26 protein-coding genes are annotated in these 26,677 nt (G+C 69.6%); 15 read left to right on the top strand and 11 right to left on the bottom strand.

From position 1 onward, the window contains the following. Nucleotides 1-58: 58 nt before the first annotated feature. The 9 genes from AC07OX_RS12880 (at nucleotide 59) to AC07OX_RS12840 (ending at nucleotide 8,742) form a co-directional block, all read left to right on the top strand. The gene (locus AC07OX_RS12880) at nucleotides 59-835 is read left to right on the top strand and encodes a FadR/GntR family transcriptional regulator (protein ID WP_070063260.1); all 777 of its coding nucleotides are present in this window, start codon (nucleotides 59-61) and stop codon (nucleotides 833-835) included. Between the two features lie 156 nt (nucleotides 836-991). After that, nucleotides 992-2,317: an MFS transporter gene (locus AC07OX_RS12875; RefSeq protein ID WP_487847631.1), complete on the top strand. Its 1,326-nt coding sequence runs from the start codon at nucleotides 992-994 to the stop codon at nucleotides 2,315-2,317. 16 nt (nucleotides 2,318-2,333) lie between these two features. Further along, the gene (gene ltnD / locus AC07OX_RS12870) at nucleotides 2,334-3,254 is read left to right on the top strand and encodes an L-threonate dehydrogenase (RefSeq protein ID WP_495261360.1); all 921 of its coding nucleotides are present in this window, start codon (nucleotides 2,334-2,336) and stop codon (nucleotides 3,252-3,254) included. A gap of 43 nt (nucleotides 3,255-3,297) precedes the next feature. After that, nucleotides 3,298-4,311, top strand: a complete 1,014-nt coding sequence (denD, locus tag AC07OX_RS12865) for a D-erythronate dehydrogenase (RefSeq protein ID WP_495261361.1) — start codon at nucleotides 3,298-3,300, stop codon at nucleotides 4,309-4,311. A 3-nt stretch (nucleotides 4,312-4,314) separates the two neighbouring features. Further along, complete coding sequence (gene otnK / locus AC07OX_RS12860) at nucleotides 4,315-5,586, top strand: 3-oxo-tetronate kinase (RefSeq protein ID WP_495261362.1); 1,272 nt, start codon at nucleotides 4,315-4,317, stop codon at nucleotides 5,584-5,586. After that, nucleotides 5,583-6,248: a class II aldolase/adducin family protein gene (locus AC07OX_RS12855; RefSeq protein WP_070063255.1), complete on the top strand. Its 666-nt coding sequence runs from the start codon at nucleotides 5,583-5,585 to the stop codon at nucleotides 6,246-6,248. The genes otnK and AC07OX_RS12855 overlap by 4 nt, the downstream gene beginning before the upstream one ends. 12 nt (nucleotides 6,249-6,260) lie before the next feature. After that, nucleotides 6,261-7,079: a 2-oxo-tetronate isomerase gene (gene otnI, locus AC07OX_RS12850; protein ID WP_495261363.1), complete on the top strand. Its 819-nt coding sequence runs from the start codon at nucleotides 6,261-6,263 to the stop codon at nucleotides 7,077-7,079. Beyond that, complete coding sequence (locus AC07OX_RS12845; RefSeq protein ID WP_495261364.1) at nucleotides 7,076-8,278, top strand: amidohydrolase family protein; 1,203 nt, start codon at nucleotides 7,076-7,078, stop codon at nucleotides 8,276-8,278. The genes otnI and AC07OX_RS12845 overlap by 4 nt, the downstream gene beginning before the upstream one ends. After that, nucleotides 8,275-8,742: a RidA family protein gene (locus tag AC07OX_RS12840; RefSeq protein WP_062479653.1), complete on the top strand. Its 468-nt coding sequence runs from the start codon at nucleotides 8,275-8,277 to the stop codon at nucleotides 8,740-8,742. The genes AC07OX_RS12845 and AC07OX_RS12840 overlap by 4 nt, the downstream gene beginning before the upstream one ends. Here AC07OX_RS12840 and AC07OX_RS12835 read toward each other — a convergent pair. The 9 genes from AC07OX_RS12835 to AC07OX_RS12795 all read right to left on the bottom strand — a co-directional run bounded on the left by AC07OX_RS12835 (nucleotide 8,735) and on the right by AC07OX_RS12795 (nucleotide 18,853). Continuing rightward, complete coding sequence (locus AC07OX_RS12835; protein WP_159274126.1) at nucleotides 8,735-9,385, bottom strand: TetR family transcriptional regulator C-terminal domain-containing protein; 651 nt, start codon at nucleotides 9,383-9,385, stop codon at nucleotides 8,735-8,737. The genes AC07OX_RS12840 and AC07OX_RS12835 overlap by 8 nt on opposite strands. Continuing rightward, a complete protein-coding gene (locus AC07OX_RS12830; RefSeq protein ID WP_070063251.1) occupies nucleotides 9,382-10,344 on the bottom strand; it encodes a PDR/VanB family oxidoreductase in 963 nt (320 codons plus the stop codon). Before AC07OX_RS12830 ends, AC07OX_RS12835 begins: the two co-directional genes overlap by 4 nt. A gap of 21 nt (nucleotides 10,345-10,365) precedes the next feature. Then, complete coding sequence (locus AC07OX_RS12825) at nucleotides 10,366-10,959, bottom strand: NAD(P)H-dependent oxidoreductase (protein WP_062479647.1); 594 nt, start codon at nucleotides 10,957-10,959, stop codon at nucleotides 10,366-10,368. Nucleotides 10,960-11,101: 142 nt separating this feature from the next. Continuing rightward, complete coding sequence (locus AC07OX_RS12820; RefSeq protein ID WP_070063250.1) at nucleotides 11,102-12,130, bottom strand: ABC transporter substrate-binding protein; 1,029 nt, start codon at nucleotides 12,128-12,130, stop codon at nucleotides 11,102-11,104. Nucleotides 12,131-12,187: 57 nt separating this feature from the next. Continuing rightward, nucleotides 12,188-13,585, bottom strand: coding sequence for an FAD-binding oxidoreductase (locus AC07OX_RS12815; protein WP_495261365.1), 1,398 nt, complete (start codon nucleotides 13,583-13,585; stop codon nucleotides 12,188-12,190). Beyond that, nucleotides 13,557-14,441 (bottom strand): ABC transporter permease, encoded by an 885-nt coding sequence (locus AC07OX_RS12810; RefSeq protein WP_216360118.1) that lies wholly within the window; start codon nucleotides 14,439-14,441, stop codon nucleotides 13,557-13,559. Before AC07OX_RS12810 ends, AC07OX_RS12815 begins: the two co-directional genes overlap by 29 nt. Then, on the bottom strand, nucleotides 14,419-15,228 hold the full coding sequence (locus AC07OX_RS12805) for an ABC transporter ATP-binding protein (protein WP_062479639.1): 810 nt from the start codon (nucleotides 15,226-15,228) through the stop codon (nucleotides 14,419-14,421). The genes AC07OX_RS12810 and AC07OX_RS12805 overlap by 23 nt, the downstream gene beginning before the upstream one ends. 14 nt (nucleotides 15,229-15,242) lie before the next feature. After that, on the bottom strand, nucleotides 15,243-16,064 hold the full coding sequence (locus AC07OX_RS12800) for a creatininase family protein (protein ID WP_062479637.1): 822 nt from the start codon (nucleotides 16,062-16,064) through the stop codon (nucleotides 15,243-15,245). A 170-nt stretch (nucleotides 16,065-16,234) separates the two neighbouring features. Next, nucleotides 16,235-18,853 (bottom strand): autotransporter family protein, encoded by a 2,619-nt coding sequence (locus AC07OX_RS12795; RefSeq protein WP_495261366.1) that lies wholly within the window; start codon nucleotides 18,851-18,853, stop codon nucleotides 16,235-16,237. A gap of 201 nt (nucleotides 18,854-19,054) precedes the next feature. On the opposite strand from AC07OX_RS12795, the gene AC07OX_RS12790 reads away from it, so the two are divergent. Genes AC07OX_RS12790 through AC07OX_RS12765 form a run of 6 tightly spaced genes read left to right on the top strand, consistent with a single transcriptional unit; the run spans nucleotide 19,055 to nucleotide 24,240 of the window. Further along, nucleotides 19,055-19,570, top strand: a complete 516-nt coding sequence (locus tag AC07OX_RS12790; RefSeq protein ID WP_062479635.1) for a hypothetical protein — start codon at nucleotides 19,055-19,057, stop codon at nucleotides 19,568-19,570. 57 nt (nucleotides 19,571-19,627) lie between these two features. Next, the gene (locus AC07OX_RS12785; protein WP_495261367.1) at nucleotides 19,628-20,797 is read left to right on the top strand and encodes a c-type cytochrome; all 1,170 of its coding nucleotides are present in this window, start codon (nucleotides 19,628-19,630) and stop codon (nucleotides 20,795-20,797) included. Continuing rightward, nucleotides 20,794-22,587 carry a cytochrome c oxidase subunit I gene (gene ctaD / locus AC07OX_RS12780; protein ID WP_495261368.1) on the top strand — a complete coding sequence of 598 codons (1,794 nt, stop codon included), beginning with the start codon at nucleotides 20,794-20,796 and terminating at the stop codon, nucleotides 22,585-22,587. Before AC07OX_RS12785 ends, ctaD begins: the two co-directional genes overlap by 4 nt. Next, the gene (locus AC07OX_RS12775) at nucleotides 22,584-23,201 is read left to right on the top strand and encodes a cytochrome c oxidase subunit 3 family protein (protein ID WP_495261369.1); all 618 of its coding nucleotides are present in this window, start codon (nucleotides 22,584-22,586) and stop codon (nucleotides 23,199-23,201) included. The genes ctaD and AC07OX_RS12775 overlap by 4 nt, the downstream gene beginning before the upstream one ends. An 11-nt stretch (nucleotides 23,202-23,212) precedes the next feature. Beyond that, a complete protein-coding gene (locus AC07OX_RS12770; protein ID WP_070063243.1) occupies nucleotides 23,213-23,905 on the top strand; it encodes a heme-copper oxidase subunit III family protein in 693 nt (230 codons plus the stop codon). A gap of 11 nt (nucleotides 23,906-23,916) precedes the next feature. Next, the gene (locus AC07OX_RS12765) at nucleotides 23,917-24,240 is read left to right on the top strand and encodes a cytochrome C oxidase subunit IV family protein (RefSeq protein WP_495261370.1); all 324 of its coding nucleotides are present in this window, start codon (nucleotides 23,917-23,919) and stop codon (nucleotides 24,238-24,240) included. 9 nt (nucleotides 24,241-24,249) lie between these two features. On the opposite strand, the gene AC07OX_RS12760 is transcribed toward AC07OX_RS12765, so the two are convergent. Beyond that, nucleotides 24,250-25,875 (bottom strand): MFS transporter, encoded by a 1,626-nt coding sequence (locus AC07OX_RS12760; RefSeq protein WP_095950483.1) that lies wholly within the window; start codon nucleotides 25,873-25,875, stop codon nucleotides 24,250-24,252. 30 nt (nucleotides 25,876-25,905) lie between these two features. After that, complete coding sequence (locus AC07OX_RS12755) at nucleotides 25,906-26,676, bottom strand: amino acid ABC transporter permease (protein WP_062479621.1); 771 nt, start codon at nucleotides 26,674-26,676, stop codon at nucleotides 25,906-25,908. Nucleotide 26,677: the final 1 nt, after the last annotated feature.

Genomic DNA, 26,677 nt, shown 5'->3' with positions numbered 1-26,677 from the left:
ACCGGTGAACCATTCGTCCCTAAGTTAGAGTCGCAGGCCCCACCGCCTTCCCGCGCCCATGACCGCCCGCTTCCAGTCCCTTGCTCCCGCCGTCCGCCTGGCCGACCAGGTGGCGGAAGCGCTCGTGGCCGAGGTGCGCAGCGGGCGCCTGTCGGAAGGCGACCGGCTGCCCACCGAGACCGCGTTGGCCACCCAGTTCGGCGTGAGCCGCACGGTGGTGCGCGAGGCGGTGTCGCGGCTGAAGTCGCTCGGGCTGGTCGATTCGCGCCAGGGCAGCGGTGTGTACGTGCGCGCTGCCGGCGTGGAGCCGCTGCGCTTCGAGATGCCGCACGTGGCCTCGCGCGAAGCGGTGGTGCAGATGGTCGAGCTGCGCCGCGCGCTCGAGGCCGAGGTGGCCGCGCTCGCGGCCGAGCGCCGCACGCCCGAGGACATGCTGCGCATCCGCGACGCCATCGATGCGCTGCACGCGGCGGTGTCGATGGGCGGCAACGGGGCCGACGAGGACGTGCGCTTTCACCGCGCCATCGCCGAGGCCGCGCGCAATCCGTTCCTCATCGGCACGCTGCAGTACCTGCGGCAGTTCCTGCATGGCGCCACCCGCGTCACGCGCGCCAACGAGGCGCGCCGCGCCGACTTCGTGCGCGAAGTGGCGCAGGAACACGCGCGCATCGTCGAGGCCATCGACGCCGGCGACCCGCTGGCCGCGCGCGAAGCCGCCAAGGCGCACATGGACAACGCCATCCGCCGCATCGAGCAGGCCGACCCGGCCTTCTGGCAGCAGGAAGGCGCCCAGCTCGCCCGACCCCTGGTCGAAGGCTGGCCTGCGGGCAAGTAAGCCCACGCTCACAATTTTCGGCAGGGGCAGAATGTGCGGGTTATCCCGTATCCGGGAGCTTGTCTTAAATTTGTATGATGACCTGACAAGTAAGGGGCGACCGCGCCGCAGGGTGACGGGACGGCCCCGTTTTTTCATCCAGCGGACTCCCTCCCCATGACTTCCACCCTCCAGGCCGGCGCGCCCCTCGCGGCTGACGCGCCCGACGCCGCGCTCGAAAAACGCGCCTACGCCAAGGTGTTCTGGCGCCTCGTGCCCTTCCTGATGCTGTGCTACGTGGTCGCGTACCTCGACCGCGTGAACGTCGGCTTCGCCAAGCTGCAGATGGGCGCGGACCTCGGCTTCAGCGAAACCGTGTTCGGCCTGGGCGCCGGCATCTTCTTCCTGGGCTACTTCCTGTTCGAAGTGCCCAGCAACCTGCTGCTCAACCGCGTGGGCGCGCGCGTGTGGATCGCGCGGATCATGATCACCTGGGGCCTGCTGTCGGCCTGCTTCGTGTTCGTGGAAACGCCGACCAGCTTCTACATCCTGCGCTTCCTGCTCGGCGTGGCCGAGGCGGGCTTCTACCCCGGCGTGATCCTGTACCTGACGCACTGGTACCCGTCGCACCGGCGCGCGCGGATCATCGCGGTGTTCATGTCGGCGATTCCCGTGGCGGGCATCTTCGGCAACCCGCTGTCGGGCTGGATCATGGACGCCTTCCACGGCGTGTCGGCCATGCACGGCTGGCAGTGGATGTTCATCATCGAAGCCATTCCCGCCGTGCTGGTGGGCGTGATGGTGCTGTTCTATCTGGACAACGGCATCAAGCATGCACGCTGGCTCTCGCCCGAAGAGAAGCAGCTGCTGCAGCGCGAGGTCGACCGCGACCAGGCGCACGGCGCCAAGGGCCCGCATTCGGTGGGCGCGATGTTCCGCGACGCGCGCGTGTGGTGGATGGCGCTCATCTACTTCGCCTTCGTGATGGGCCAGTACGCGCTGACCTTCTGGCTTCCCACGCTGGTGAAGGCCACGGGCGTGCAGGGCAACTTCAACATCGGCCTGCTCAGCGCCATTCCGTTCCTGTGCGCGATCGTCGCGATGAACCTGTTCGGCCGCAGCGCCGATGCGCGCCGCGAGCGCCGCTGGCACCTGATCATCCCCGCGATGATGGGCGCGGTGGGCTTCACCGTGGCCGCTTCGTACACGCAGAACACGGTCGTGTCGCTGACCTTCCTGTCGCTCGCCGCAGCCGGCGTGCTCACCTGCGCGCCGCTGTTCTGGTCGCTGCCCACCGCCTTCCTCTCGGGCACGGCGGCGGCAGCGGGCATCGCGGTCATCAACTCGGTGGGCAACCTCGCGGGCTTCGTGAGCCCGTACCTCATCGGCTACCTGAAGGACCTCACGGGCAGCACGCAGATCGGCATGTACGTGCTGGCCGGCGCGCTGGTGCTCGGCGCCATCGGCGTGTGGCTCACGCCCAAGCAACTGGTCAACCGTTGATCGAAGGACGCACGACATGACTTCTTCTTCCAACACCACACCCGTCGTCGGCCTCGTAGGCCTGGGCGCCATGGGCAGCGGCATGGCGCAATCGCTGCGCCGCGCGGGCCATGCGCCGCATGTGTTCGACGTGCGCCCCGGTGTCGCCGAAGCCTTCGCGCGCGAAGGCGGCACCGCCTGCGACACGCTGGCCGCGCTCGGCGCGCAGTGCGACATCGTGGTCAGCGTGGTCGTCAACGCGGCGCAGACCGAATCGGTGCTGTTCGGCGACGGCACCACGCCCGGCTGCGCGGCGTCGATGAAGCCCGGCAGCCTGTTCGTGATGTGCTCCACCGTCGACCCGAACTGGTCGGTGGCGCTCGAAGCGCGCCTCGCGCAGCAGGGCATCCTGTACCTCGACGCGCCCATTTCCGGCGGCGCCGCCAAGGCCGCGAGCGGCCAGATGACGATGATGACCGCCGGCACGCCCGCGGCCTACGAGAAGGCCGGCGCGATGCTCGACGCGATGGCCGCCAAGGTCTACCGCCTAGGCGACTCGGCCGGCGCGGGCAGCAAGGTGAAGGTCATCAACCAGCTGCTGGCCGGCGTGCACATCGCCGCTGCGGCCGAAGCCATGGCGCTGGGCTTGCGCGAAGGCGTGAACCCCGACGCGCTGTACGAGGTCATCACCCACAGCGCCGGCAACAGCTGGATGTTCGAGAACCGCATGGCCCACGTGCTGGCGGGCGACTACACGCCGCTGTCGGCCGTCGACATCTTCGTGAAGGACCTGGGCCTGGTGCTCGACGTGGCGCGCGCCAGCAAGTTTCCGCTGCCGTTGTCGTCCACCGCGCACCAGATGTTCATGCAGGCCTCCACGGCAGGCTTCGCGCGCGAGGACGACAGCGCGGTCATCAAGATCTTCCCGGGCATCGAACTGCCCGCCGGGAAAAAATAGCATCGAGCGACAGCGCTCCACCGACCCAGGAAAGACACACACCATGAACGTTCTCATCACCGGCGGCTGCGGCTTCCTCGGCGCCCGCCTCGCCCGCACCCTGCTCGCCGGCGGCCCGCTCGCACTGGCCGGCGGCGCGGCGAAAGACATCGCACGCATCACGCTCGCCGACCGCGTGCCGCCGCCCGCCGACCTCGCAGCCGACGCGCGCGTGCAGTTCGTGCAGGGCGACCTGTACGAGCAAGCCGCCAACGGCGCATTGCCGCTGGCCGACACCGACGCCGTGTTCCACCTCGCCGCCGCCGTGAGCGGCGAGTGCGAGGCCGACTTCGACCTCGGCATGCGCAGTAACCTGGACACCACGCGCGCCCTGCTCGACGCCTGCCGCAGCGCGGGCCATGCACCCGTGTTCGTGTTCTCCAGCTCCGTCGCCGTGTTCGGCGATTCGCCCGAGCAGCGCCTGCCCGCGGTGATCGAAGACACCACGCTGCCCACGCCGCAGAACAGCTACGGCATCCAGAAATTCATCGGCGAGCAGCTCGTGGCCGACTACACCCGCAAGGGCTTCGTGCAGGGCCGCAACGTGCGGCTCATGACCGTGTCGGTGCGCCCGGGCCGTCCGAACGGCGCGGCCTCCAGCTTCCTGAGCGGCATGCTGCGCGAGCCGCTGGCCGGCGTGCGCGCACGCTGCCCCGTGGCGCCCGAGACGCCGGTCGCGCTGGCCTCGCCCGGCAACACCGTCGCCGGCATCGTGCGCGCGGCCACCGCTGGCGCCGCCGAATGGGGCGCGCGCACCGCGGTCAACCTGCCCGCGCTGACCACCACCGTGCGCGAGATGGCGCAGGCGCTCGAGCGCATCGCCGGCCCCGAGGCCACCGCCCTCATCGACTGGGAGCCCGACGCCGCCATCGCGAAGATCGTCACCAGCTGGCCCAGCCGCATCCACGCGGCGCGCGCCGAGGCGCTGGGCCTGAAGGCCGACGCCAGCTTCGACGCCATCCTGCGCGACTACGTGCGCGAGAACGCGCAGGCGGTCACGCTGGCGCTGAAGGGCTGAGCGATGGCGAAGCTCGTGCTCGGCTGCATCGCCGACGACTTCACCGGCGCCACCGACCTGGCCAACAACCTCGTGCGCGCCGGCATGCGCGTGGTGCAGACCATCGGCGTGCCCGCCGGCCCGCTCGATGCCGACGTGGATGCGGTCGTGGTCGCGCTCAAGTCGCGCACCATCGCGCCGGCCGAGGCCATCGCGCAGTCGCTCGATGCGCTGCGCTGGCTGCAGGCGCAGGGCGCGCAGCAGATCTACTTCAAGTACTGCTCCACCTTCGACAGCACGGCGCAGGGCAACATCGGCCCCGTGACCGAGGCGCTGATGGACGCGCTGGGCTGCGACTTCACCATCGCCACGCCCGCCTTCCCCGACAACAAGCGCACCGTGTTCAAGGGCTACCTGTTTGCAGGCGACGTGCTGCTCAACGAGAGCGGCATGCAGAACCATCCGCTCACGCCGATGACCGACCCGAACCTCGTGCGCGTGCTGCAGGCGCAGTGCACGCGCAAGGTGGGGCTGATCGACCACGCGGTGGTGGCACGCGGCGCGGACGCCATCGATGCACGCATCGCGCAATTGAAGGCCGAGGGCGCGAGCATCGCGATCGTCGACGCGGTGTCGAACGACGACCTGCTGCGCATGGGCCCGGCGCTCGCGAAGCTGCCGCTGCTCACGGCGGGCTCGGGCGTGGCCATCGGCCTGCCGGCCAACTTCGGCCTCGCGCCGTCGTCGCAGGCCAGCGCGCTGCCGAAGGCCGGCGGCAAGACGGCGGTGGTGTCGGGCAGCTGCTCGCTGGCCACCAACCGGCAGGTGCTCGACTTCATCCAGCGCGGTGGCGCGGCCATGGCCATCGACCCGCTGCGCATCGCGGCGGGCGTGGACGTGACCGCCGAAGTGCTGGCCTGGGCCGCGCCGCTGATCGACAAGGGCTCCGTGCTCGTCTACTCGACCGCCGAAGCCGGCGCCGTGAAGTCGGTGCAGGGGCGGCTCGGCGTGGAAGAAGCCGGTGCGATGGTCGAACGCACCATCGCCGCCATTGCACGCGGCCTGGTCGAGCGCGGCGTGCACCAGCTGGTGGTGGCCGGCGGCGAGACCTCGGGCGCCTGCGTGCAGGCGCTGGGCATCGCGCAGATGCAGATCGGTCCGCAGATCGACCCCGGCGTGCCGTGGTGCCATGCGCGCTGCGATGCGGCGCCCGAAGCCGGGCTGCACATCACGCTGAAGTCGGGCAACTTCGGCAGCGACGATTTCTTCACCAAAGCTTTTACAGTGCTCGCATGACCGAGAACGAAGCCCGCGACGAAATCTGCCGCGTCGGCCGCAGCCTGTTCGAGCGCGGCTACGTGCACGCCACGGCCGGCAACATCAGCGTGCGGCTGGACGACGGTTTCCTCATCACGCCGACCGATGCCTGCCTGGGGTTTCTCGACCCCGCGCGGCTCGCGCGGCTCGATGCCCAAGGCCAGCAGACCGGCGGCGACCGCGCCAGCAAGACCATCGCGCTGCACACGCGCATCTACGCCGCCGCGCGCGGCTTCGATGCCGCCACGGCCTGCGTGATCCACACGCACAGCACGCACTGCGTCGCCCTGACCCTGGGCAACCCGCAGGCCGAACTGCTGCCCGCGCTCACGCCCTACTTCGTGATGAAGGTCGGCCATGTGCCGGTCATCCCGTACCACCGCCCCGGTGCGCCCGAGGCGGCCGAACAGGTGGCGCAGACCATCGCGCGCTATGGCGCGGCCGGCACGCCGATCCGCGCGGCGATGCTCGCGCGCCTGGGCCCCAACGTCTGGCACGAGACGCCGGCCGCCGCGATGGCCGTGCTCGAAGAGCTGGAAGAAACCGCCCGCCTGCAGATGCTCACGCAGGCCACCCGGCCCGCACCGCTCGCCCCCGACCAGATCGATGAACTGCGCCGCACCTTCGGTGCGCGCTGGTAGTACAAACACCCCATGCCCCAATTCGCCGCCAACCTCTCGATGCTCTACCCGGAGCTCGCATTTCTCGACCGCTTCGACGCCGCCGCGAAAGACGGCTTCCAGGCCGTCGAGTACCTCTTTCCCTACGACTTCTCGAAAGAAGAGATCGTCGCGCGCCTGAAGCACAACGGCCTGCAGCAGGTGCTGTTCAACGGCCCGCCTGGCGATTGGGCCGGCGGCGAACGCGGCCTGGCCTGCCTGCCGGGGCGCGAGGGCGAGTTCCGCGAAGGCATTGCGAAAGCCATCGACTACGCCGTGGCGCTCGACTGCCCGCGCATCCACGTCATGGCCGGCCTCGTGCCCGAAGGCCTCACGCGCGAGGCGGCAGAGGCCGTCTATGTCGGGAACCTGCGCTGGGCCGCGGCCGAGGCCGCGAAGGCCGGGCGCGACGTGCTGATCGAGCCGATCAACACGCGCGACATTCCGCGCTTCTTCCTCAACCGGCAGGACCACGCGCACCAGATCGTCGAGACCGTGGGCGCCGCCAACCTCAAGGTGCAGATGGACCTGTACCACTGCCAGATCGTCGAGGGCGACGTGGCGATGAAGCTGCGCCAGTACCTGCCGACCGGCCGCGTCGGCCACCTGCAGATCGCGGGCGTGCCCGAGCGCCACGAGCCCGATGTGGGCGAGCAGAACTACGACTACCTCTTCGACGTGATCGACGAGGTTTCGGCGCAGTGCGGCTGGCAAGGCTGGGTCGGTTGCGAGTACCGCCCGCGCCGCGGCATGGAGCCCGGCGGCACCTCGGCCGGCCTGGGCTGGCTGCGCGACTGGCGCCAGCGCGCATGACGACGACGCTCGAAGCGCTGCGCATTCCCGCGCCGCTGCGTGGTTTCGCAGCGGGCGATGCGCAGGTCTTCGACGTCACGATCGAGGGCGACAAGGTCGCGGCCATCGCGCCCAGCGCCTCGCAGACGCAGGCGCGCGGCACGCTGCTGAGCGCACTCGTCGAGGCGCACGCGCACATCGACAAGAACTTCACCGTGCAGGACGTCGGCGCCGCGCAGGGCGACCTGTTCACCGCCATCGAGCGCATGGGCCGCCACCGCGCGAGCTGGACCGGCGCATCGCTGCGCCTGCGCATGGAGCGCGCGCTGCACGAGGCCTGGCGCGCCGGCACGCGCGCGCTGCGCACGCACCTCGATTGGGTCGAGCTCGAACCGCCGGCCGCGCTGGCCGTGTTCGAGGCGCTGCGCGAGGAATGGGCCGGCCGCATCGAGCTGCAGTTCGTCGCGCTCGTGCCGCTCGACGTGTTCGCCGACCTCGCCGCCGGCGAGCGCATCGCGCGCGAGGTGAAGCGCGCGGGCGGTTCGCTGGGCGCTTTCATCTACCGCAACGACGGCCTCTTCGCCAAGCTGGGCCGCGTGTTCGACCTCGTGCAGCAGCACGGGCTGGGGCTCGACTTCCACGTCGACGAAGGCCTGGACACCGACGCCAGCGGCCTGCGCAGCATCGCGCAGCTGGTGCGCGCGCGCGACTTCAAGGGCCGCGTGGTCTGCGGCCACGCCTGCTCGCTCTCGGTGCAGGACGATGCCGTGGCCGCCGAAACGCTCACGCTGTGCGCCGGCGCCGGACTGCACCTCGTCGCGCTGCCGACCACCAACCTCTACCTGCAGGGTGCGTGGGACCGCACGCCCGTGGCGCGCGGCATCACGCGCATCCGTGAGGCCGCGGCGCACGGCCTGCGCGCGAGCCTGGCCACCGACAACGTGCAGGACGCCTTCTATCCCTACGGCAGCTACGACCTGCTCGAGACCTTCGGCCTGGGCGTCCAGATGGCGCACCTGGCGCCCGCCGCCGACTGGCTCGACACCATCACCGTGAACCCCGCGAAGGCGCTGGGCCTCGCGTGGGACGGCCGCATCGCGCCGGGCTGCCCGGCCGACCTGGTGGTGCTGGCCGCCACCGACGAACACGAACTCATCGGCCCGCGCGGACGGCAACGCACCGTCTACCGCGCAGGCCGGGCACTGGAGAACACACCATGAGCATGGGCAAGCCGATGGCCAACTATGCCGCCGCCAAGCGCGTCGGCGATTTCGTCTTCATGAGCGGCGTGGTCGCCGTCGACCCGGCCACGCGCCGCGCGGTGGCGGGCTACGACGCCATTCCGGAAGAAGCCCGCACCGCGCTGCAGGGCGTGGGCTATGCCACGGGCCAGATGTCGGTCGACATCTTCGAGGCGCCCATCGTGGCGCAGAGCTGGTTCGTGCTGGAGCGCATCCGCCAGATCGCCGCCGAGCACGGCGGCACCATGGAAGACGTGGTGAAGCTGGTGCAGTACTTCCGCCACCTGCCGCACTACGCCTTCTACAACCGCGTGCGCGGCCTGTTCTATCCGGGCGAGCCGCCGGTGAGCACGGTGGTCGAGGTGTCGCGCTTCCTGCCGGGCGACGAGGTGCTCGTCGAGGTAGAGGCCACGATGTACCTGCCGCAGCGCGCGGCTACTTGACGCCCGCGCCCTTGAGCAGGAACTCCGTCACCTGCTCGATCAGGTAGCGGCGGTCCTTGTCGTCGCCCTGCTGCGCCGTGTTGCGGTAGTAGGCGGCTTGGGTGGCGTGGTCGGCATAGAACTGCGTCACGGCCCAGATGTGGAACAGCACCAGCATCGGGTCGGCTTTGTCCATGAGGCCCTGGTTCATCCAGTTCTGGATCACGGCGGCGGCCTGGTCGGTGCGCTGCTTGCTCGTGTCCATCATGCTGTTGATGACGGGCGCGCCGCGCATCATCTCGGCGGTGAAGATGCGCGAACGCAGCGGATGCTCGAACGAGAACATCATCTTGCGCTGAATGAGGTCGCCCAGCACCTTGCGCGGGCCGAAGGCCTCGTCGCTGAAGCCGAACACCACGATCCAGTCGGTCAGGATGTCCTGCAGCACCTGGCGGTACAGCGCCTCCTTGCTCTCGATGTAGTAATGCAGCTGCGCCTTCGACAGGCCCGCCTTGTCGGCGATGGCCTGCGTCGAGGCGCCGGCCAGGCCTTCACTGGCGAACACCTCGATGGCGGCCTGGTTGATGAGGCCCAGCACCTGCGTGTATTTGCGCGAACGCCCGCGCGTGGCGGGGGCTTCGCTGTCGGTGTCCGTCACGCTCACAGCTGCAGCACCAGGTCGGGGCCCTTGGCGCGCGAGCAGCACAGCGCCACCTTGGTGCGCCGCTCGGTGCCCGTGAGGCAGAAGTCGCGGTGCTCGGCGCCTTCGCCGTCGCCCTCGACCACGCAGGTGCCGCACAGGCCCTGCTGGCACGACACGGGGATGTCGATGCCCACTTCGTGCAGCGCGTCGACCGCGGTCTGGTCGGCCGCGACCGGCACTTCGATGCCGCGCCGCGCCAGCTTCAGCGTGAAGGGCAGGCCCGTGGTGGCGGCGGCCGTGCCGGTGGGCGCGGCGAAGTACTCGGTGTGCAACGCGTCTTCGGGCCAGTGCGCGGCGGCCTCGCGCACCGCCTGCATGAAGCCGCCGGGGCCGCAGACGTACAGGTGCGTGTCGGGCGCGCGCTCGGCCAGCAGCGCGCGCAAGTCGATGCGCTGCGTCGCATCGCCCTGGTCCAGGTGCAGCTTCAGGTGCGGCGCCAGCGCGGGCGCGTGCAGCGCCTCGGCGAAGGCCAGGTGTTCCTCGCTGCGCGCGAACACGCACAGCGTGAAGTCGGCGCCGCGCGCGGCCAGCGCCTGCGCCATGGCCAGCAGCGGCGTCATGCCGATGCCGCCGGCCAGCAGCAGGTGGCGGCGGGCTTCGGCGCGCAGCGGGAAGGTGTTGCGCGGTGCGCTGATCGCAATGAGGTCGCCCTCGCGCACGCGCTCGTGCATCGAGGCCGAGCCGCCGCGGCTGGCGTGCTCGCGCTTCACGCCGATCACGTAGCCGCCGCTGCCCGAGGGCGCGCGCGCCAGCGAGTACTGGCGCGAGAAGCCGCCGGGCATGTGCACGTCGATGTGCGCACCGGCCTCGTAGCCGGGCAGCGGCCGGCCCCACGGATGCGCCAGCTCGAAGGCCAGGATTTCCGGCGTCTGCCGCGAGATGCGTTCGACACGGACGGTCAGCGTGCGTTCGAGGCTCATGGTGTGTGTCTCCCTGCGTGTCTACTGGATGTTGTGCAGCGTGCGCGCCACGCGCGCGATGAAATGGGTGCGGTCGCGGTCGGTGACGGCGTTCATGTCGTGCAGCTGCAGCCACGTCACCTTGCAGCGCCACGCGAACAGCGCCCGCAGCGCGCGCGTGAACAGCCGCCGCCCCGGGTCGCCGATGGCCATCACGAACCAGCGCGGCGAGCCGCCGGTGGTCACCACCGTCAGCCGGCGGATGTGCCGCATGCCCGACTTCGCGAGTTGCCCCTTGCGCTCGGCGGGCAGGAAGGCCACGCCCGGCAGCCACACGCGCTCGAGCCAGCCCTTGAGCATGGACGGCGGTCCATGGAACCAGGTGGGGTAGACGAACACCAGGTGCTCGGCCCACAGCAGCGCTTCGACGTGGGGTTTCACGCGTTCGCGGATCAGTTCGGGGTTGTCGAGGTAGGCGATGCGCTCTTCGCGTGTCAGCGTCGGGTCGAAGCCCTCGGCGTACAGGTCGATGGCCTTGACGGGATGTCGCGGCGTGAGGGCCTCGAGGGCGGTGCGGTACAGCGCGTGGTTGAAGCTGTCAGGGTTCGGATGGCAATGGACGACGAGCGTTTTCATGGTTCGGGCCGGTTCGCCTGTTCGGCGAGACGGGGTCAGAGCCCAAGGGAACAAAGGCCGCGCAGTGCCTTATGGCAACCCAGGCGCCGGCATCTGACCCCGGCGCAAGCCCCGCGCGACCCACGGGAAAAAACGAAGCGAATTACTTGCCGGTGAGCTTCTTGCGGATGTCGACACCCACGCCCTTGTTGACGAACTGCGTGGTCGCGACCTTCGACAGGTCGATCTCGCCCGGCTTGTACAGGCCGGCCTTGACCATCTTGTCGTAGAAGTCCTTCACGCGTGCTTCGTCCATGGCGCCGATGCCCTTGGTGAGCGAGTCGCCGCTGTCGATGATGCCCATCTTCTTGATGAGATCGATGGAGCCCTGCAGCGCGGCCGGCGTGGCGTCGGGGTTGGTCTTGGCGATGAGCTCGTTGGCGGCCTTGTTGTCGCCGTACAGGTAGTTGTTCCAGCCGACGATCGAGGCCTCGATGAACTTGCGCACCGTCTCGGGCTTGGTCTTGATGAGGTCGGCGCGGGTCTCGATGGTGGTGGCGTAGGTCGAGAAACCGTGGTCGGCCAGGAGGTGCACCACCGGGTCGAAGCCGGCCTGGGCCTTGATCGACAGCGGTTCCGAGATGGCGTAGCCCTGTTGAATGGACTTCTTGTCGGCCAGGAACGGGCCCACGTTGAAGGTGTAGGGCTTGAGCTGCGCGTCCTTGAAGCCGTGCTCCGACTTCATCCACTGCCAGAAGCTGAACTGGCCATCCTTGCCGATGAAGGCCACGGGTGCCTTCGTCATGTCCTTGAAGGTGTCGTAGCCCTGGCCCGGGTGGGCGAACATGGCCTGCGGGTCTTTCTGGAAGATGGCGGCGACCACCACGGTGGGCACGCCGTTCTTCACGTTGTCGAAGGACTGCAGCAGGTTGCCGGTCATGAGGAAGTCGACCTTGCCGGCCGGCAGCATGGGCCGGTTGTTGACCATCGGGCCGCCCTGCATGATTTCCACGTCGAGCCCGTACTTCTTGTAGGTGCCGTCCACCAGCGCCTGGTAGAAGCCGCCGTGGCCGGCCTGCGCCTTCCAGTTGGTGGCGAACACCACTTTGTCCTGGGCCTGTGCGGCGAAGGCGGCGCCTGCGAGGGCCAGGCCGAAGGCCAGCGGCCGAAGAGAGAAAGCGGGGATGCGCATGGGGACGGACTCCTGTGGAGGTTGGGGTGGGGACGGGATGCGAAGACTAATTGTTTTTCAGCGCTCGACGGCCATGTCGGGCGTCCAGCCGCGCGTCTTGCCGGGGTTCATCAGGCCCATCGGGTCGCTGCGCTTCTTGAACTCGATCTGCTGCGTGTCGATGGTCTTCATGCCGCCGTCCTCGATGGTGAAGACGTGCGGGTTGAAGATCTGCGCGCCGCCTTCCGACTCGATCTCGCGCATCACCTCGTACTGGTGGGCCTCGCCCTTCCAGCGCACGAGCAGGATGCCGAAGGTGCCGCACTGGCCGTTGGCGCGCGCGAAGTCCTGGTGCTGCAGCACGTCGTCGCCGAAGATTTGCATGTGCCGCTCGACCACGGCAGGGTCGAAGGGCTGGGCGTAGGCCACCTGCAGGTAGGTCCAGCTGCGGTCGGCCTTCAGCGCCTGCAGCGTCGTGTGGTTGAAGGCGCACTCGTAGGCCGGCGGCAGGCCCTCGGCCTGCAGCTCGGCCTCGGTGCCGGCCACCGACAGGGTGCCGCCGTGCGCCGCCGTGAGCGCGCGGAATTCGGCCATCGAGTCGGGCGAGACCATGGTGAACACCGCGTGCCGGTCGGGCGGAAAGCGATCGCCCATGGCCGTGTAGTAGGGCGAGAAGCGTGCCTCCACGGTCGACAGCAGGAAGATGTCCAGCGAAGGCGCCTGCGCGGCGATGCCGAAGTCGAGCGCGCCGCGGTAGGTGTCGAACAGCGCCGTGCAGTGCACCCAGTCGACCGCCGGGCTCAGCGCCACTTCCACGTCGAGGATCACGCCGTTGGTGCCGTAGGCGTGGTGCACCTGCTGGATCTCGTCGCCCACCAGCTCGATGACGCGCGGCTCGCGCTCCACCGTCATCACGCGCGCGCGCAGCAGGTTGCCCGGGTCGCGCAGGATGCCGTGGCGGAACGAGCCGATGCCGCCGAAGCCGCCCGCGATGAAGCCGCCGATGCTGGCCACGTGCCAGGTCGAGGGCCACATGCGCAGCGCCTGCCCGGTCTCGCGCGCGGCCAGGTCGATGTCGTGCATGCGCGCGCCGGCCTCGACGCGGATGCGGCCCTCGGCCAGGTCGAGCACGCGGCACATCTGCGTCACGTCGAGCACGAGGCCGCCTTCGAGCGGCACGCACTGGCCGTAGTTGCCGGTGCCGCCCGCGCGCACGGTGAGCGGCAGCTTCCATTTGGCGGCCACGGCCGCGGCCTGGCGCACGTCGTCCTCGGTGCTGACCTTGACCACGAGGTCGGCCACGCAGCCTGCGAGCTGCGCCGTGAGGATCGGGCTGTACCAGTAGAAGTCCTTCGACAGCTGCTTGCGCTGACTGGGCGTGGCGATCACGTTCAGGCCGCGCAGGTCCTCGCGCACGGCATCCCAGTCGACGGTGGACAGCGGGGTTCTAGCGTTCACGGCGCATTTCGCTTTCATGCCAGTGGCCGAGCACGAGGCGCGACAGGGCGGCGAACACGATGAAGATCACGATGCCCAGCAGAGACACCAGCAGCAGCGCCGCGAACATCATCGGGATCTCGGTGCGGAAGCTCGACTCGAGGATGCGCGAGGCCAGCCCCGTTTCCTTGCCCGCCGTGCCGGCCGTGAACTCGGCCACCACCGCGCCGATCAGGCTCAGGCCGCCGGCGATCTTCAGGCCCGCCATGAAGTACGGCAGCGCGCTGGGCGCCAGCAGGTAGCGGAAGGTCTGCCAGGGCGAGGCCTTGTACAGCTGGAACAGGTCGCGCAGGTTGCTGTCGGCGCTCTTCAGGCCGATGACGGTGTTCGACAGGATGGGGAAGAAGGCCACGATCCACGCGCACAGCAGCAGCGCCGCCGTGGTGCTCGACACGTAGATCAAGATGAGCGGCGCGATCGCGATGATCGGCGTCACCTGCAGGATCACGGCGATCGGGAACAGGCCGATCTCCACCCACTTGAACAGCGCGAAGGCAATCGCCAGCAGCACGCCGCCGACGATGGCGGCACCCAGCGCCAGCAGCGTGAGCTTCACCGTGAACCACAGCGCGCCCGAGAGCGACCCCCAGTTGTCGAACAGCGTGCGCAGGATGAGCGAGGGCGCGGGCAGGATGTAGTGCGGGATGTCGTTGGCGCGCACCATCCATTCCCACACCAGCAGCAGCGCCGCGACGATGACGACCGGCACGACGATGCGCAGCGTCGCCTCGCGCCGGCGCAGCTTGTCTTCGTGCGCGCGCAGCGTCTCGGCGGACGGCGTGGCTTCGTTGGTGTCGAGGGGCATCACGGTTTCAATGGTCGATGTCGAGGCCATGGAGCGCTCCGTGCAGAGATTGCGAAACAGCCGTGCAGTGCGCGTTGTAGCGGCTGGAGGTGCGGAAGGCCTCGCCGCGCGGGTAGGGCTCGTCGATGGCGATCTCGTCGATCACCCGGCCCGGCCGCGCCGCCATCACGACGATGCGGTTCGACAGGTACACCGACTCGTACACGCTGTGCGTGACGAACACGATCGAGAAGCGGTGCTCGCGCCAGATGGCCAGGAGGTCGTTGTTGAGCTTGATGCGCGTCATTTCGTCGAGCGCGGCAAAGGGCTCGTCCATGAGCAGCAGGCGCGGGTGCGTGACCAGCGCGCGCGCGATCGACACGCGCATCTTCATGCCGCCCGAGAGCTCGCGCGGGTACACGTCGGCAAAGCGCGAGAGGCCGACCAGTTCCAGCACGTGCTGCACCACCGGCGCGGCTTCGTCGCGGCTCATGCCCGCGAGCTTGAGTGGCAGCCAGACGTTGTCGAACACCTTGGTCCAGGGCATGAGCGTGGGCTCCTGGAACACGAAGCCCAGGTCGCGGTCGCTCTTGCTGTCCTTGGCGCTGCCGGTGTTGGCGCCCGACCATTGCATGTCGCCCGAGCTGATGCGCGTGAGCCCGGCGATCAGCCGCAGCGCGGTGCTCTTGCCGCAGCCCGAGGGGCCCAGGAAGCTGACGAAGTCGTGCTCGCCGATGTCGAGCGTCATGCCCTGCAGGGCGAGCGTGCCATTGGCAAAACGCTTGCCGACGTTGCGCAGGCGGACCAGAGGCGGCGTGGATGGCGTGGTGCTTTCCATGGGACTCCTTGGCGTCAGCGCCAGGCCGGAACGTTGGCCAGGCGCGAGAGCGGGAAGCGGTCGATCTCGTGCAGCAGCTCGACGAAGCGTTGGCCCACGTGGTCGAGCACCGCGGCGCCCTTCTCGGCGCTGGCGCGCGTGGCGTCGCCGGCGGCGCCGGCCGGGTTGATGTCGTGCATCTGCCAGCCGAGCTTGCCGCTGGGTGTGATCGAAAGAAACTTGTTTTCGGCCGCCAGCTGCTCGGTCATGGAGCCGAAGTTCTGGAATTGATCCTTGCGCACGTAATCGGGCGTGAGGTGCAGCATCACCGAACTCTCGAGGTCGCCGGCATGGATGCCGTGCTTGCCTTCGTGCGCGGTGAACAGGCCTTCGGGCAGGCCCAGCGTGTACCAGTTGGCGGCCACGACCATCATGTCGTGCTCTTCGCGCAGGTCGCGCGCCACGATGTCCATGACGCTCATCTGGCCGCCGTGGCTGTTGTAGAGCACCAGCTTGCGCACGCCGGCCTTGGCGACGCAGGCGCCGACGTCCTTCCACAGCGAGATCAGCGTGTTGGCCGACACCGTGAGCGTGCCCGGGTAGCGCGAGTGCTCGTTGCTCTTGCCGTAGGGCACGGTGGGCAGGAACAGCACCGGCAGGTCGTCGGGCAGGTAGGGCAGGCTGGCGCGCACCATGCCGTCGATGGTGGCGGTGTCGGTCGACATCGGCAAATGGGGGCCGTGCTGTTCGGTCGCCCCCACCGGCAGCACGGCGATCAGCCGTTCGCGGTCGAGGCGGGAGAACTCTTCACTGGTCAGGTCGGACCAGAAGCGGCTGCGCAAGGGGGGGTGATTCATCGGGGTGTACCTCGTGGCGGGCGGACGGGATGATGGGCTAAATTATCCATACGGTCAAAAAAGACTGGCTATCCGTGGATACCCGTTGATCTTTATCAAGCAAACCGCATGCCATCAAATTTGCACGGACGGTCAAAAGTCGAGCCGTCCGGGCACCCGGCGCCCCGGGGTCACCAGCGCATGCGCAGCCCCAGTTGCCCCTGCACGCCGGTCTGTTCGGTGATGCCGATGGCGCTGGTGTAGGCCAGGCCGCCGTAGACCGACAGCGTCTTGTTCACCTGCCCGACGATGCCGCCGCCCACTTCGAGGGCGCTCGCGTTGCGGCGGTTGGCGACCCGGTCGCTCGGCCCGAAGTAGATCGCGTTGCTGCCGCTGAAGGTGTGCCACAGGTTGAGCTTCAGGTAGGGCTTCCAGACGCCGCCGCCTGCCTCGAAGCGGCCTTCGAGTCGCGCGCCCAGCCGGCCGGTGACGGCGTTGTCGCGCTGGAAGCGCACGGTCGAGAGGCCGTCGTCGAAGTCGTCGAGCGAGCTGCGCTGCCAGATCAGCTGCACCTGCGGCTGCAGCGTGACGGTGTCGCTCAGCGCCAGCGGGTAGCCGGCCTCGAGCGATGCGGTCACGCTGGTGCCGTGCGGGCGGCCGCCGCGCCCCAGGGTGGAGCGCGCATCGGCCTTGTAGCGCGTGGCCAGCAGCACGGCGTCGCTGTACCAGCCGCTGCTCGCGATGCGCGTCCAGTAGGCGCCCAGGCTGTAGCCCTCGACGGTGAGCCGGCCGGCCGCCTCGTTGGTGGCGCCGCCGGCCACGCCGCTCGCGTGGCCGCTGGCCCGCGTGTAGCCGCCCAGCACGCCGACGCGGTGGCGCCCGCCCGCGCTGTCGGTGGCCGCCAGGAAGTCGTGGCCCAGCTGCAGGCCGCTCACGCTGCCGTCGAACTGCGGATTGGCATCGCCGCGCAGGCGCTGCCGCGTGCTTTCGCCGAACACGCGGCCCCACGAGGCCTGCCGGCCTTCACCGTCCGCGAGCAGTTGCGCATCGCCCTGCCGGTCGTGGAAGGTGCCCAGCTGCGCCAGCCCGAGGCGGCGCACGGCGATCGGCAGGGCGCTGTACAGCGGCACCTCGGGCCGGTAGAGCTTGACCTGCTCCACCGTCGCCGGCGAGCCTGTCTCGGCGATCACCTCGGCGGCTTCCTCCAGCGAGCCCACCACGGTGCCGCCCACGAGGTAGCCGTTGTTGCGCAGGTACCAGTTGTCGCGGTTGCTGCCTGTCGCGCCACCGCGGAACAGCCGGTAGTTGTAGGCACCGGCCTCCACCGCATGGGTCAGCGAGAACGCGTGGTCGGCCGTGGTGCCGCCGTTGACGGCCTGCACCACCAGGATGCCGTCGGCCAGCGTGGGCGCGCCCAGGCCGCCGCGGTTGACCACGCGCAGGCCGGTGGACCCCGTGGCCGCGCCGCCGTCGATCACCAGCTTGTCCGAGGGCGCGTTGTCACCCGCCAGCACGGTGTTGACCTGCAGCAGTGCGCCGCTGCCGCCCACGTAGTTGCCGCGCACCGTGAAGGCGCCGAAGCCGACGCCGTCGTTCGGGCCGGGCAGCAGCGTGCCCTGGTTGGTGACGTTGCCCGCGAAGGTGCCGGTGCCGGCCACGGTGGTGCCGGGCAACACCGCGATGACCGGGCTGGTCAGCGTGGCGGGCAGGGTGAAGCGGCCGGACTCGACGCGGATCGAATCCGAGAAGCTCGCGTCGGTCTGCCACGACCACGCGGTGCCGCGCATCGTCAGGTGCTGGAAGTTGCGGAAGGCGTTGTCGACCGTGCCGCTGCCTTCGAGAAAGGTGCTGGCCGTCTTGCCGACGCCGCCGTCGGCGCCACCCTTGATGACCGAGCCGGTCTGCAATATCAGCGTGCCGTTGCCGAGCGCGCCCATGTAGATCGCGTCGGTGCTGGCGGTGCCGCCGTGGCCTTCGATGGTGCCGGCGTTGACCAGCACGTCGTTGCCGTTCTGGCCGCGGTAGCCGTAGCCGTTGGCGCTCGAGAACGAGGCGCCGGCCCGGTTCTCCACGCGCGAGAAGAAGGTGCCGCCGAGCGTGTTCGCATGCACCGCGTCGGCGCCGCCCGCCGGCGAGTTGGCGCCCGTGGTGGCGATGCTGCCGGTGTTCACCAGCAGGTTGGCCACGAGGTTGCCGCCCTGCAGGTACACGCCCTTGGCCGAGGTGCCGATGGCCGAGATGCTGCCGTTGTTGACCACCGTGTTGCCCGGGCCCAGCAGGGAGATGCCATGCGAACTGCCCCCCGTGGTGGCGATGCTGCCGTTGTTGGTGATGCGCGTGCGCGTGCTGCTGTTCGACGTCACCAGGATGCCCGCGGTGCCGCTGCTCGTGGTGCTCAGGGTGCCGTTGTTGGTCAGCGTGTTGTCGTTGCCCGTGGCGACCATCGCCGCGCGCGCCGAGCCCGAGCCGCCCGACACCGTGATGGTGCCGTTGTTGGTGATGGTGCTCGCATCGCGCACCAGCAGCGCCTGCGTGGCGTTGGTGGTCAGCGTGGCGCCGCTGTTCACGGTGATGGTGACGCCGGTGCTGCCCGGCGTGGCGATCACGCTGGGCGATACGGTCGTGGTGCCGTCGCAGACCACCGTGTCGCCGGTGACCGGCGTGGCGGTGGGGCCGCAGGCCGCGTGCGCGGCGCCGCCTGCGAGCCCTGCAAGGGCGGCCGCGAGCCAGGGAAGGGGGGATGCCGGATGACGGCGGGGAAAAGAGAACCGAGAAAAGTGGGAAAACCGGGGGCCTCGCTCCATGCGCATGTCGTTTGCTCCTTCTTGTTTTTCATGAGGCCGTGGGGGCCTGGAGCGGCGGATTATTCAGTGCAATTGCCCTTCTGGAAACCGACGAACTTCCGTACTCACCGGGTCGGTCCCGATGGCGCGCCGACTTGAATGCGGCCGTTGTTGAGCCTATAACTCAAGCATGGTCTCTTGCTCGTCGCAAGACGGAAAGGAGGCGCCGTGAAAAGACGCATCTATTGGCTGTTGCCGGACCTGGCGAGTGCCAGGCAGGCCATGCACGATCTGCTGCAGGCGCGTGTCGACATCGCGCACCTGCATTTCGCCGCACGCGAAGGCCAGGACATGGCCGGGCTCCATGCGGCCAACGTCTGGCAGACCTCCGACCTCGTTCACGCCGCCAAGACCGGCTGGGTGCTCGGCACCGCCTGCGGCGTGGTCGTCGGCCTGCTGGCCGCGCTGCTGTTCCCCGTGTTCGGCGACGAGCCCGAATGGGCCGTGGCCGTGGGCCTGGCGCTGCTGGGCGGCGTGGTGGGCGCATGGTCGGCCACCATGGTCGGCGTGTCGATCCCGAGCCCGCGGCTGGCGCGTTTCGAGAGCGCCATCGCGCAGGGCCAGGTCCTGTTGATGGTCGACCTGCCGCCGTCGCGCGTGCGCGAGGTCGAGGCGATGCTGGAGGCCACGCACCCCGAGGCCCGCTTCGAGGGCGAAGAGCCGCGGATTCCGGCGATCCGCTGAAGCCGCCGCGCATGCGACTCCCGGAACCCACGATGGCCACCCCAGGGAGCGCAGCACATGACCATCGCCGTCGTCCTGTTGCTCATCGTGGTGGCCTCGGTGGCGTTCCACGCCGTCAACCCGTGGTGGACGACGCCGCTGGCCTCCAACTGGCAGCGCATGGACGACACGCTGACCATCACGCTGCTCATCACGGGCCTGTTCTTCGTCGTCATCAACCTGTTCCTCGCCTACACCGTGGTGCGCTTTCGCCACCGCGAGGGGCGCCGCGTGGCGCCGCATGCGCCCGAGAGCCGCACGCTGGAGCGCTGGCTCATCGGCGGCACCACCGTCGGCATCATGGCGCTGCTGGCGCCCGGCCTCGTGGTGTACGCGAACTACGTGCGCACGCCGCATGACGCGCGCGTGCTCGAGGTGCTGGGCCAGCAGTGGCAGTGGCGCTTTCGCCTGCCGGGCGCGGACGGCAAGCTGGGCGCGACCGATGCGCGCTTCGTCAGCGCCGCCAACCCCTTCGGGCTCGACCCGGCCGACGCGGCGGGGCGGGACGACCTGCTGGTTCCCGGCGACGAGGTGCACCTGCCGATCGGCCAGCCGGTGCTGGTGCTGATGCGCTCCCACGACGTGCTGCACGACTTCTTCGTGCCGCCCATCCGCGCCCGCATGAACATCGTGCCGGGGCAGGTGAGCCGCTTCTGGTTCACGCCGACCGTCGCGGGCCGCTACGAGGCGCTGTGCGCGCAGCTGTGCGGCGTGGGCCATCCGAACATGCGCGGCTTCGTGGTGGTGGAGGACGCGGCGGCCTACGACGCCTGGCGCACGGCGCTGCCGACCTTCGGCGCGATGCAGCTGGCGCAAGCGGCCAAGGCGACGCAGGCTGCCCAGGCACCGGCCGGCGGTGGCGGCCGCGTCGACCAGGGCCGCGCGCTGGCCGACGCCAAGGGCTGCGTGGCCTGCCACACCATCGACGGCAGCACACGCGTGGGGCCGACCTGGAAGGGCCTGTACGGCAAGACCGAGTCGATGGCCGACGGCAGCACCGCGCTGGTCGATGAGGCCTACCTGCGCAGCTTCATCCGCGACCCGCAGGCCCGCCACGTGAAGGGCTTCCCGCCGGTGATGCCGAAGATCGACCTGAGCGAGGAGGAGCTGGCCGCGCTGGTGGCCTATATCCAGAGTCTGGGCAGCCCGCCGGCGCAGGCTGCCACCGAACAGAAGGCCGCGCGATGACCGACGCTGCTGTGCTCACCCATGCCGATGACCATGACGACGACGCCGGCCACCTGGCGCCGCAGGGCTTCCTGCGCCGCTACGTCTGGAGCCAGGACCACAAGGTGATCGCCGTGCAGTACGCCTGCACCGCCATCGCGGTGGGCGTGGTCGGCCTGGTGTTGTCCAACCTGATGCGGCTGCAGCTGGGGTTTCCGGGCCAGTTCGAGTTCATCAACGCCGAGCGCTACTACCAGTTCGTGACCATGCACGGAATGATCATGGTGATCTACCTGCTCACGGCGCTGTTCCTGGGCGGCTTCGGCAACTACCTGATCCCGCTCATGGTGGGGGCGCGCGACATGGTGTTCCCCTACCTCAACATGCTGAGCTTCTGGGTCTACCTGCTGTCGGTGGTGGTGCTGATGGCCAGCTTCTTCGTCGCGGGCGGCCCCACCGGCGCGGGCTGGACGCTGTACCCGCCGCAGTCGATCCTGCCCGGCACGCCGGGCCACGGCGGCGGCATCGTGCTGATGCTGGTGTCGCTGCTGATCTTCATCGTGGCCACCACCATGGGCGGCCTGAACTACGCGACCACCGTGCTGCAGGCGCGCTGCCGGGGCATGACGCTGCTGCGCATGCCGCTCACGGTGTGGGGCATCTTCGTGGCCACGGTGCTGGCGCTGCTGGGTTTTCCGGCGCTGTTCGTCAGCGGCGTGATGCTGCTGCTGGACCGCACGGTGGGCACCAGCTTCTTCATGCCGGCGCTGGTGTCGATGGGGCAGCTGTCGGGCCACAAGGGCGGCAGCCCGCTGCTGTTCCAGCACCTGTTCTGGTTCTTCGGCCACCCCGAGGTCTACATCGTGGCGCTGCCGGCCTTCGGCATCGTGTCGGACCTGATCAGCGTGCACGCGCGCAAGCGCATCTTCGGCTACCGCACGATGGTGTGGGCCATCGTGGCCATCGGCGGGCTCAGCGTGGTGGTGTGGGCGCACCACATGTTCGTGAGCGGCATGAACCCGTACTTCGGTTTCTTCTTCGCCACCACCACGCTGGTCATCGCGGTGCCCACGGCGATCAAGGTCTACAACTGGCTGCTCACGCTGTGGCGCGGCGACATCCACCTGTCGGTGCCGATGCTGTTCGCGCTGGCCTTCGTGTGCACCTTCGTCATCGGCGGGCTCACGGGCCTCTTCCTGGGCAACGTGAGCGTGGACATCCCGCTGTCGGGCACCTACTTCGTGGTGGCGCACTTCCACATGGTGATGGGCGTGGCGCCGCTGCTGGTGGTGTTCGGCGGCATCTACCACTGGTTCCCCAAGATCACCGGGCGCATGCTGGACGACCGGCTCGGCCGGCTGCATTTCTGGATCACCTTCCTGGGCACCTACGCGATCTACTTTCCCATGCACTACCTCGGCGTGCTGGGCATGCCGCGGCGTTACTACAACTTCGACGGCTACAAGTTCATTCCGCCGTCGGCCTTCAGCCTGAATGAATTCATCACCGTGGTCGCGCTGGTGGTCGGCGCGGCGCAGCTGCTCTTCATCGTCAACCTGGCCTGGAGCGCCTGGCGCGGCCGGCCGGCCGGCGCCAACCCGTGGCGCGCCGCCTCGCTCGAATGGCAGACGCCCGAGACGCCGCCCGGCCACGGCAACTGGGGGCCGCGGCTGCCCGTGGCCTACCGCTGGGCCTACGCCTACGGCGTGCCGGGCGCGGCGGAAGACTTCATCGCGCAGAACGCGCCGCCGCAGGCGGGCGACGACAAGGACGACGTGCCGGTGAGCGGCGCGCGCGGAGCACCGGCATGAACGCGGACGCCGCCCTGCGCCTGCGCGGCCTGCCCCGCGATGTGCGGCTGCGCGACGCGCACGCCAGCGCGGCGGGCATCGGCCTGTGGGTCTTCATGGGCGTGGTCACCGCGCTGTTCTCCCTGTTCACCGTGGCCTACGTGATGCGCATGAGCAGCGGCGACGCGGTCGCGCTCGCGCTGCCGTGGCAGCTGTGGCTCAGCTCGGCGCTGCTGGTGGCGGGCAGCGTGGCGTTGGAAGCCGCCTCGCGCCGCATGGACCCGGCGCGCATGCGCCGCCTGCTGCTGGCCGGCGGCCTGTGCGCGGTGGGCTTTCTCGGCGTGCAGCTGTGGGCCTGGGCCGCGATGGCGCACGCGCAGGTGCTGCCGGCGGGCAACCCGTCGGGCAGCTTCTTCTACCTGCTGACCGCCATGCACGGGCTGCACCTGGCGGGCGGGCTGGTCGGGTGGGCGATGGCGGCGCGCGTCGCGTGGGCCGACCCCGCCCGGGCCGGATGGCGCATCGCGCTGTGCGCGCGCTACTGGCACTTCATGCTGGCCGTGTGGCTGGCGCTGTTCGCGCTGCTGGGGTGGGTGACGCCGGAGGTGGCGCGCGTCCTCTGCGGCACGGCGTGAGGAGGCTTCGCATGAACTCCAGCACCGCAACCCTCACCGGCTCCGCCGTCGCCACGAGCGGCTGGCGCGGGCTGGTGGCCGACTGGTCGTCCGACCGCCAGGCCTTCCACGTCTCGTGGGGCAAGGCCATGATGTGGATCTTCCTGCTGAGCGACATCTTCATCTTCAGCTGCTTCCTCACGGGCTACATGACGGTGCGCGTCTCGACCACCGTGGCCTGGCCCAATCCGAGCGAGGTGTTCGCGCTGCACGTGGGCGGGGCCGACGTGCCGCTCCTGCTGATCGCGATCATGACCTTCGTGCTCATCAGCAGCAGCGGCACGATGGCGATGGCGGTCAACTTCGCCTACCGCGGCGATCGCGTGAACGCCGCCACGCTGATGCTCGTGACCGCCACCTTCGGCGAGCTCTTCGTGGGCATGCAGGCCTTCGAGTGGTCCAAGCTGATCCTGGAGGAGGGCGTGCGGCCCTGGGGCAACCCGATGGGCGCGGCGCAGTTCGGCGCGGCCTTCTTCATGATCACGGGCTTCCACGGGCTGCACGTGTCGGCCGGCGTGGTGCTGCTGTTCGCGGTGGCCTTCAAGCTCATTCGCGGCGACTACGACAAGGCCGGCAACTACCAGGTGGTCGAGATCGTGGGCCTGTACTGGCACTTCGTCGACCTGGTGTGGGTCTTCATCTTCGCGCTGTTCTATCTCTGGTGAGGACCATCATCATGAACACCACCCACGCCACCACCGGCCAGCAGCACCCGATCGGCCTGTACCTGAAGATCTGGGGGCTCCTTTTCGTGCTCAGCGCGATGTCGTACATGGTCGACTACCTGCACGTGCAGGGCTACCTGCGCTGGGGCCTGATCATCGTCTTCATGCTGCTGAAGGCCGGGCTCATCGTCGCGGTCTTCATGCACATGGCGTGGGAGCGGATGGCGCTGGTCTACGCGATCCTGCTGCCGCCGCTGTGCCTGCTGGTGCTGGTCGGGCTGATGGCGGCGGAGGCCGACCACACCTTCCTCGCGCGGCTGGCTTTCTTCCGCTGACGGCCCTGCTCAGCGCCGCACCACGAAGCGCGTGATCACCGGCGGCGATTCGCCCAGGTGGAAGGCCAGCCGGCGCTCGCGCAGCGCCATGTCGGCGGCGGTGGCGCGGTTGAAGCGGCGCAGGTGGTCGGTCCACGACTCGTCCACGATCTGCTCCACGTAGCGCTCGGGCTGCGCGATGTCGTGCAGCAGCTCCCAGCCGATCGCGCCCTGGCCCAGGCGCGCGCGCCGGGTCTGCTGCATCACGAGGTGGAAGGCCGCGGCGCGCGACGGGTCGATGAGGTACTCGACCGTGATCACCACGCGGCCGTCTTCCTGCGGCGCCTCGGCCGGCGGGCCGGTGGCCCAGCCGGCCTGGGCGGGGCGCACGTCGTCTTCGCCGCTCACGTCGGTCACCCAGCGCATGGCGGCGAGCATCAGCAGCGTGCCGCTCACGGCGGCGATGGCCAGGCTCAGCTTCAGCGACGTGACGGTGGCCACCTGGCCCCACAGCGCCGCGCCGATCGCGCTCGCGCCCATGATCGCCATCTGGTAGGTCGACATGCCGCGCGCGCGCACCCAGTCGGGCAGCGCCAGCTGGGCCGACACCGACAGCGAATTGGCCACCGTGATCCACGCCATGCCGCCGAAGAACATCGCCGGCACCGCGACCCAGGCGTTGGGCGCCACGGCCATCACGGCCGTGGCCGCCGACTGCAGCATGGCGCCGCGCAGCACCAGCTGGTCGCGCCCGAGCGCCTGGCGCAGCCGCGGCAAGAAGAGCACCGCGATGATCGCGCCCGTGCCCATGGCGGCCAGCAGCAGCGTGAAGGTGCCGGCGCCGCCGCCCTGGAGGTTGCGTGCCAGCAGCGGCAGCAGCGCCAGCAGGGCGGTCGAGTGGAAGAAGAACAGCGACACGCGCGTGAGCACCGCGCGCATGCGCTGCGACTGGCGCACGAACTGCACGCCCACGCGCATCGCGCTGATGAGCTTCTCGCGCCCCAGCGGGTTGGGCGTGTGCTCGCGGCGCCAGCGCAGCACCACGAAGCCCGAGGCCACCGACAGCACCGCGTTGAGCGCGAACACCCACACGCTGCCTGCGCTCGCGATCAGCATGCCGGCCGTGAGCGGGCCGACGATGCGCGAGGCGTTCATGGCGATGCCGTTCAGGCCCAGCGCCGCCGGCAGTTGTTGGCGCGGCACCAGCTCGGGCACGATGGCCGAGAACACCGGCCAGCGCAGCGCCAGCCCGATGCCGTTGGCGAAGGTGAGCGCCAGCAAGAGCGGCGCGGTCATCACGTCGAGAGCGATGGCGGCGCACAGCACCACGGCGGTGCCGGCCAGCCAGAACTGCGTGGCCACCAGCCAGCGCCGGCGATCGAGGATGTCGGCCAGCGCGCCGCTCGGAAGCCCGAGCAGGAACACCGGCAGGGTGGAGGCCGACTGCACCAGCGCGACCCAGATCGGCGAGGTGGTCAGCGAGGTCATCATCCACGCCGCCGCCACATCGTTCATCCACATGCAGATGTTGGCGATGAGCCAGGTGCTCCACAGCATGCGGAACACGGGGAGCTTCAGGGGCTCGAGCGCCGCGAGGTTCGAGGGCTGCGGCCGGGCCGGCGGGAGGGGTGTCTCTTCGGGGGATATGGGCGGCATGTCGCGCTATTGTGGCGCGAGGCGGCGCGCCTAGCCCCGGTCGCTGCGCGCGAGACGGTGTTCGAGACGGCGCAGCAGCGTGGTCAGCACCAACGTCATCACCCAGTACACCACCGAGATCGCCAGGTACGGCTCCCAGTAGCGCGCATAGGCGCCGGCCACGGTGCGCGCGGCGTAGGCCAGCTCGGCCAGGCCGATGGCCGACACCAGCGAGGTGTCCTTGAGCAGCGCGATCGCGTTGTTGCCCAGCGGCGGCAGCATGCGGCGAAAGGCCTGCGGCAGCACCACGTAGCGCATCACCTGCGCCGGGCTCAGGCCCAGCGAGCGGCCGGCATCGAACTGCCCGCGCGAGATCGACTGGATGCCGGCGCGGAACACTTCGGAGATGTAGGCCGCCGAGTTCAGCGTGAGCGCAACCACGCCGGAGATGAGCGCGCCGTGCTCCTGCTTGAGCGTGCGCGCCAGTTCGCCGTCGATGAGCAGGCCCGTGCTCGGGTGGATGAACACCGGCATCACCGCGAAGTGGATGAGCAGGATCTGCACGAACAGCGGCGTGCCCCGGAAGAAGCTCACGTACACCGTGGCGGGCCAGCGCAGGAACACGCGCGTGAGCCAGGTCCACGGCGCATGGCGCGCCTGCGCCAGCCGCGCCAGCGCCAGGCACAGGCCCCAGCTCGCGCCCAGCAGCACGCAGACCACGGTCATGCGCAGCGTCATCCAGGCGCCCTGCCAGAACAGGTCCTTGTATTCCACGAGGATGTCCCAGCGGAACCATCCGAAAAGCAGCACTGGTTGTTCCATG

The sequence above is a fragment of the Variovorax sp. GW821-FHT09D07 genome (assembly GCF_059416345.1).
This window is presented reverse-complemented; position numbering and strand designations above follow the sequence as displayed.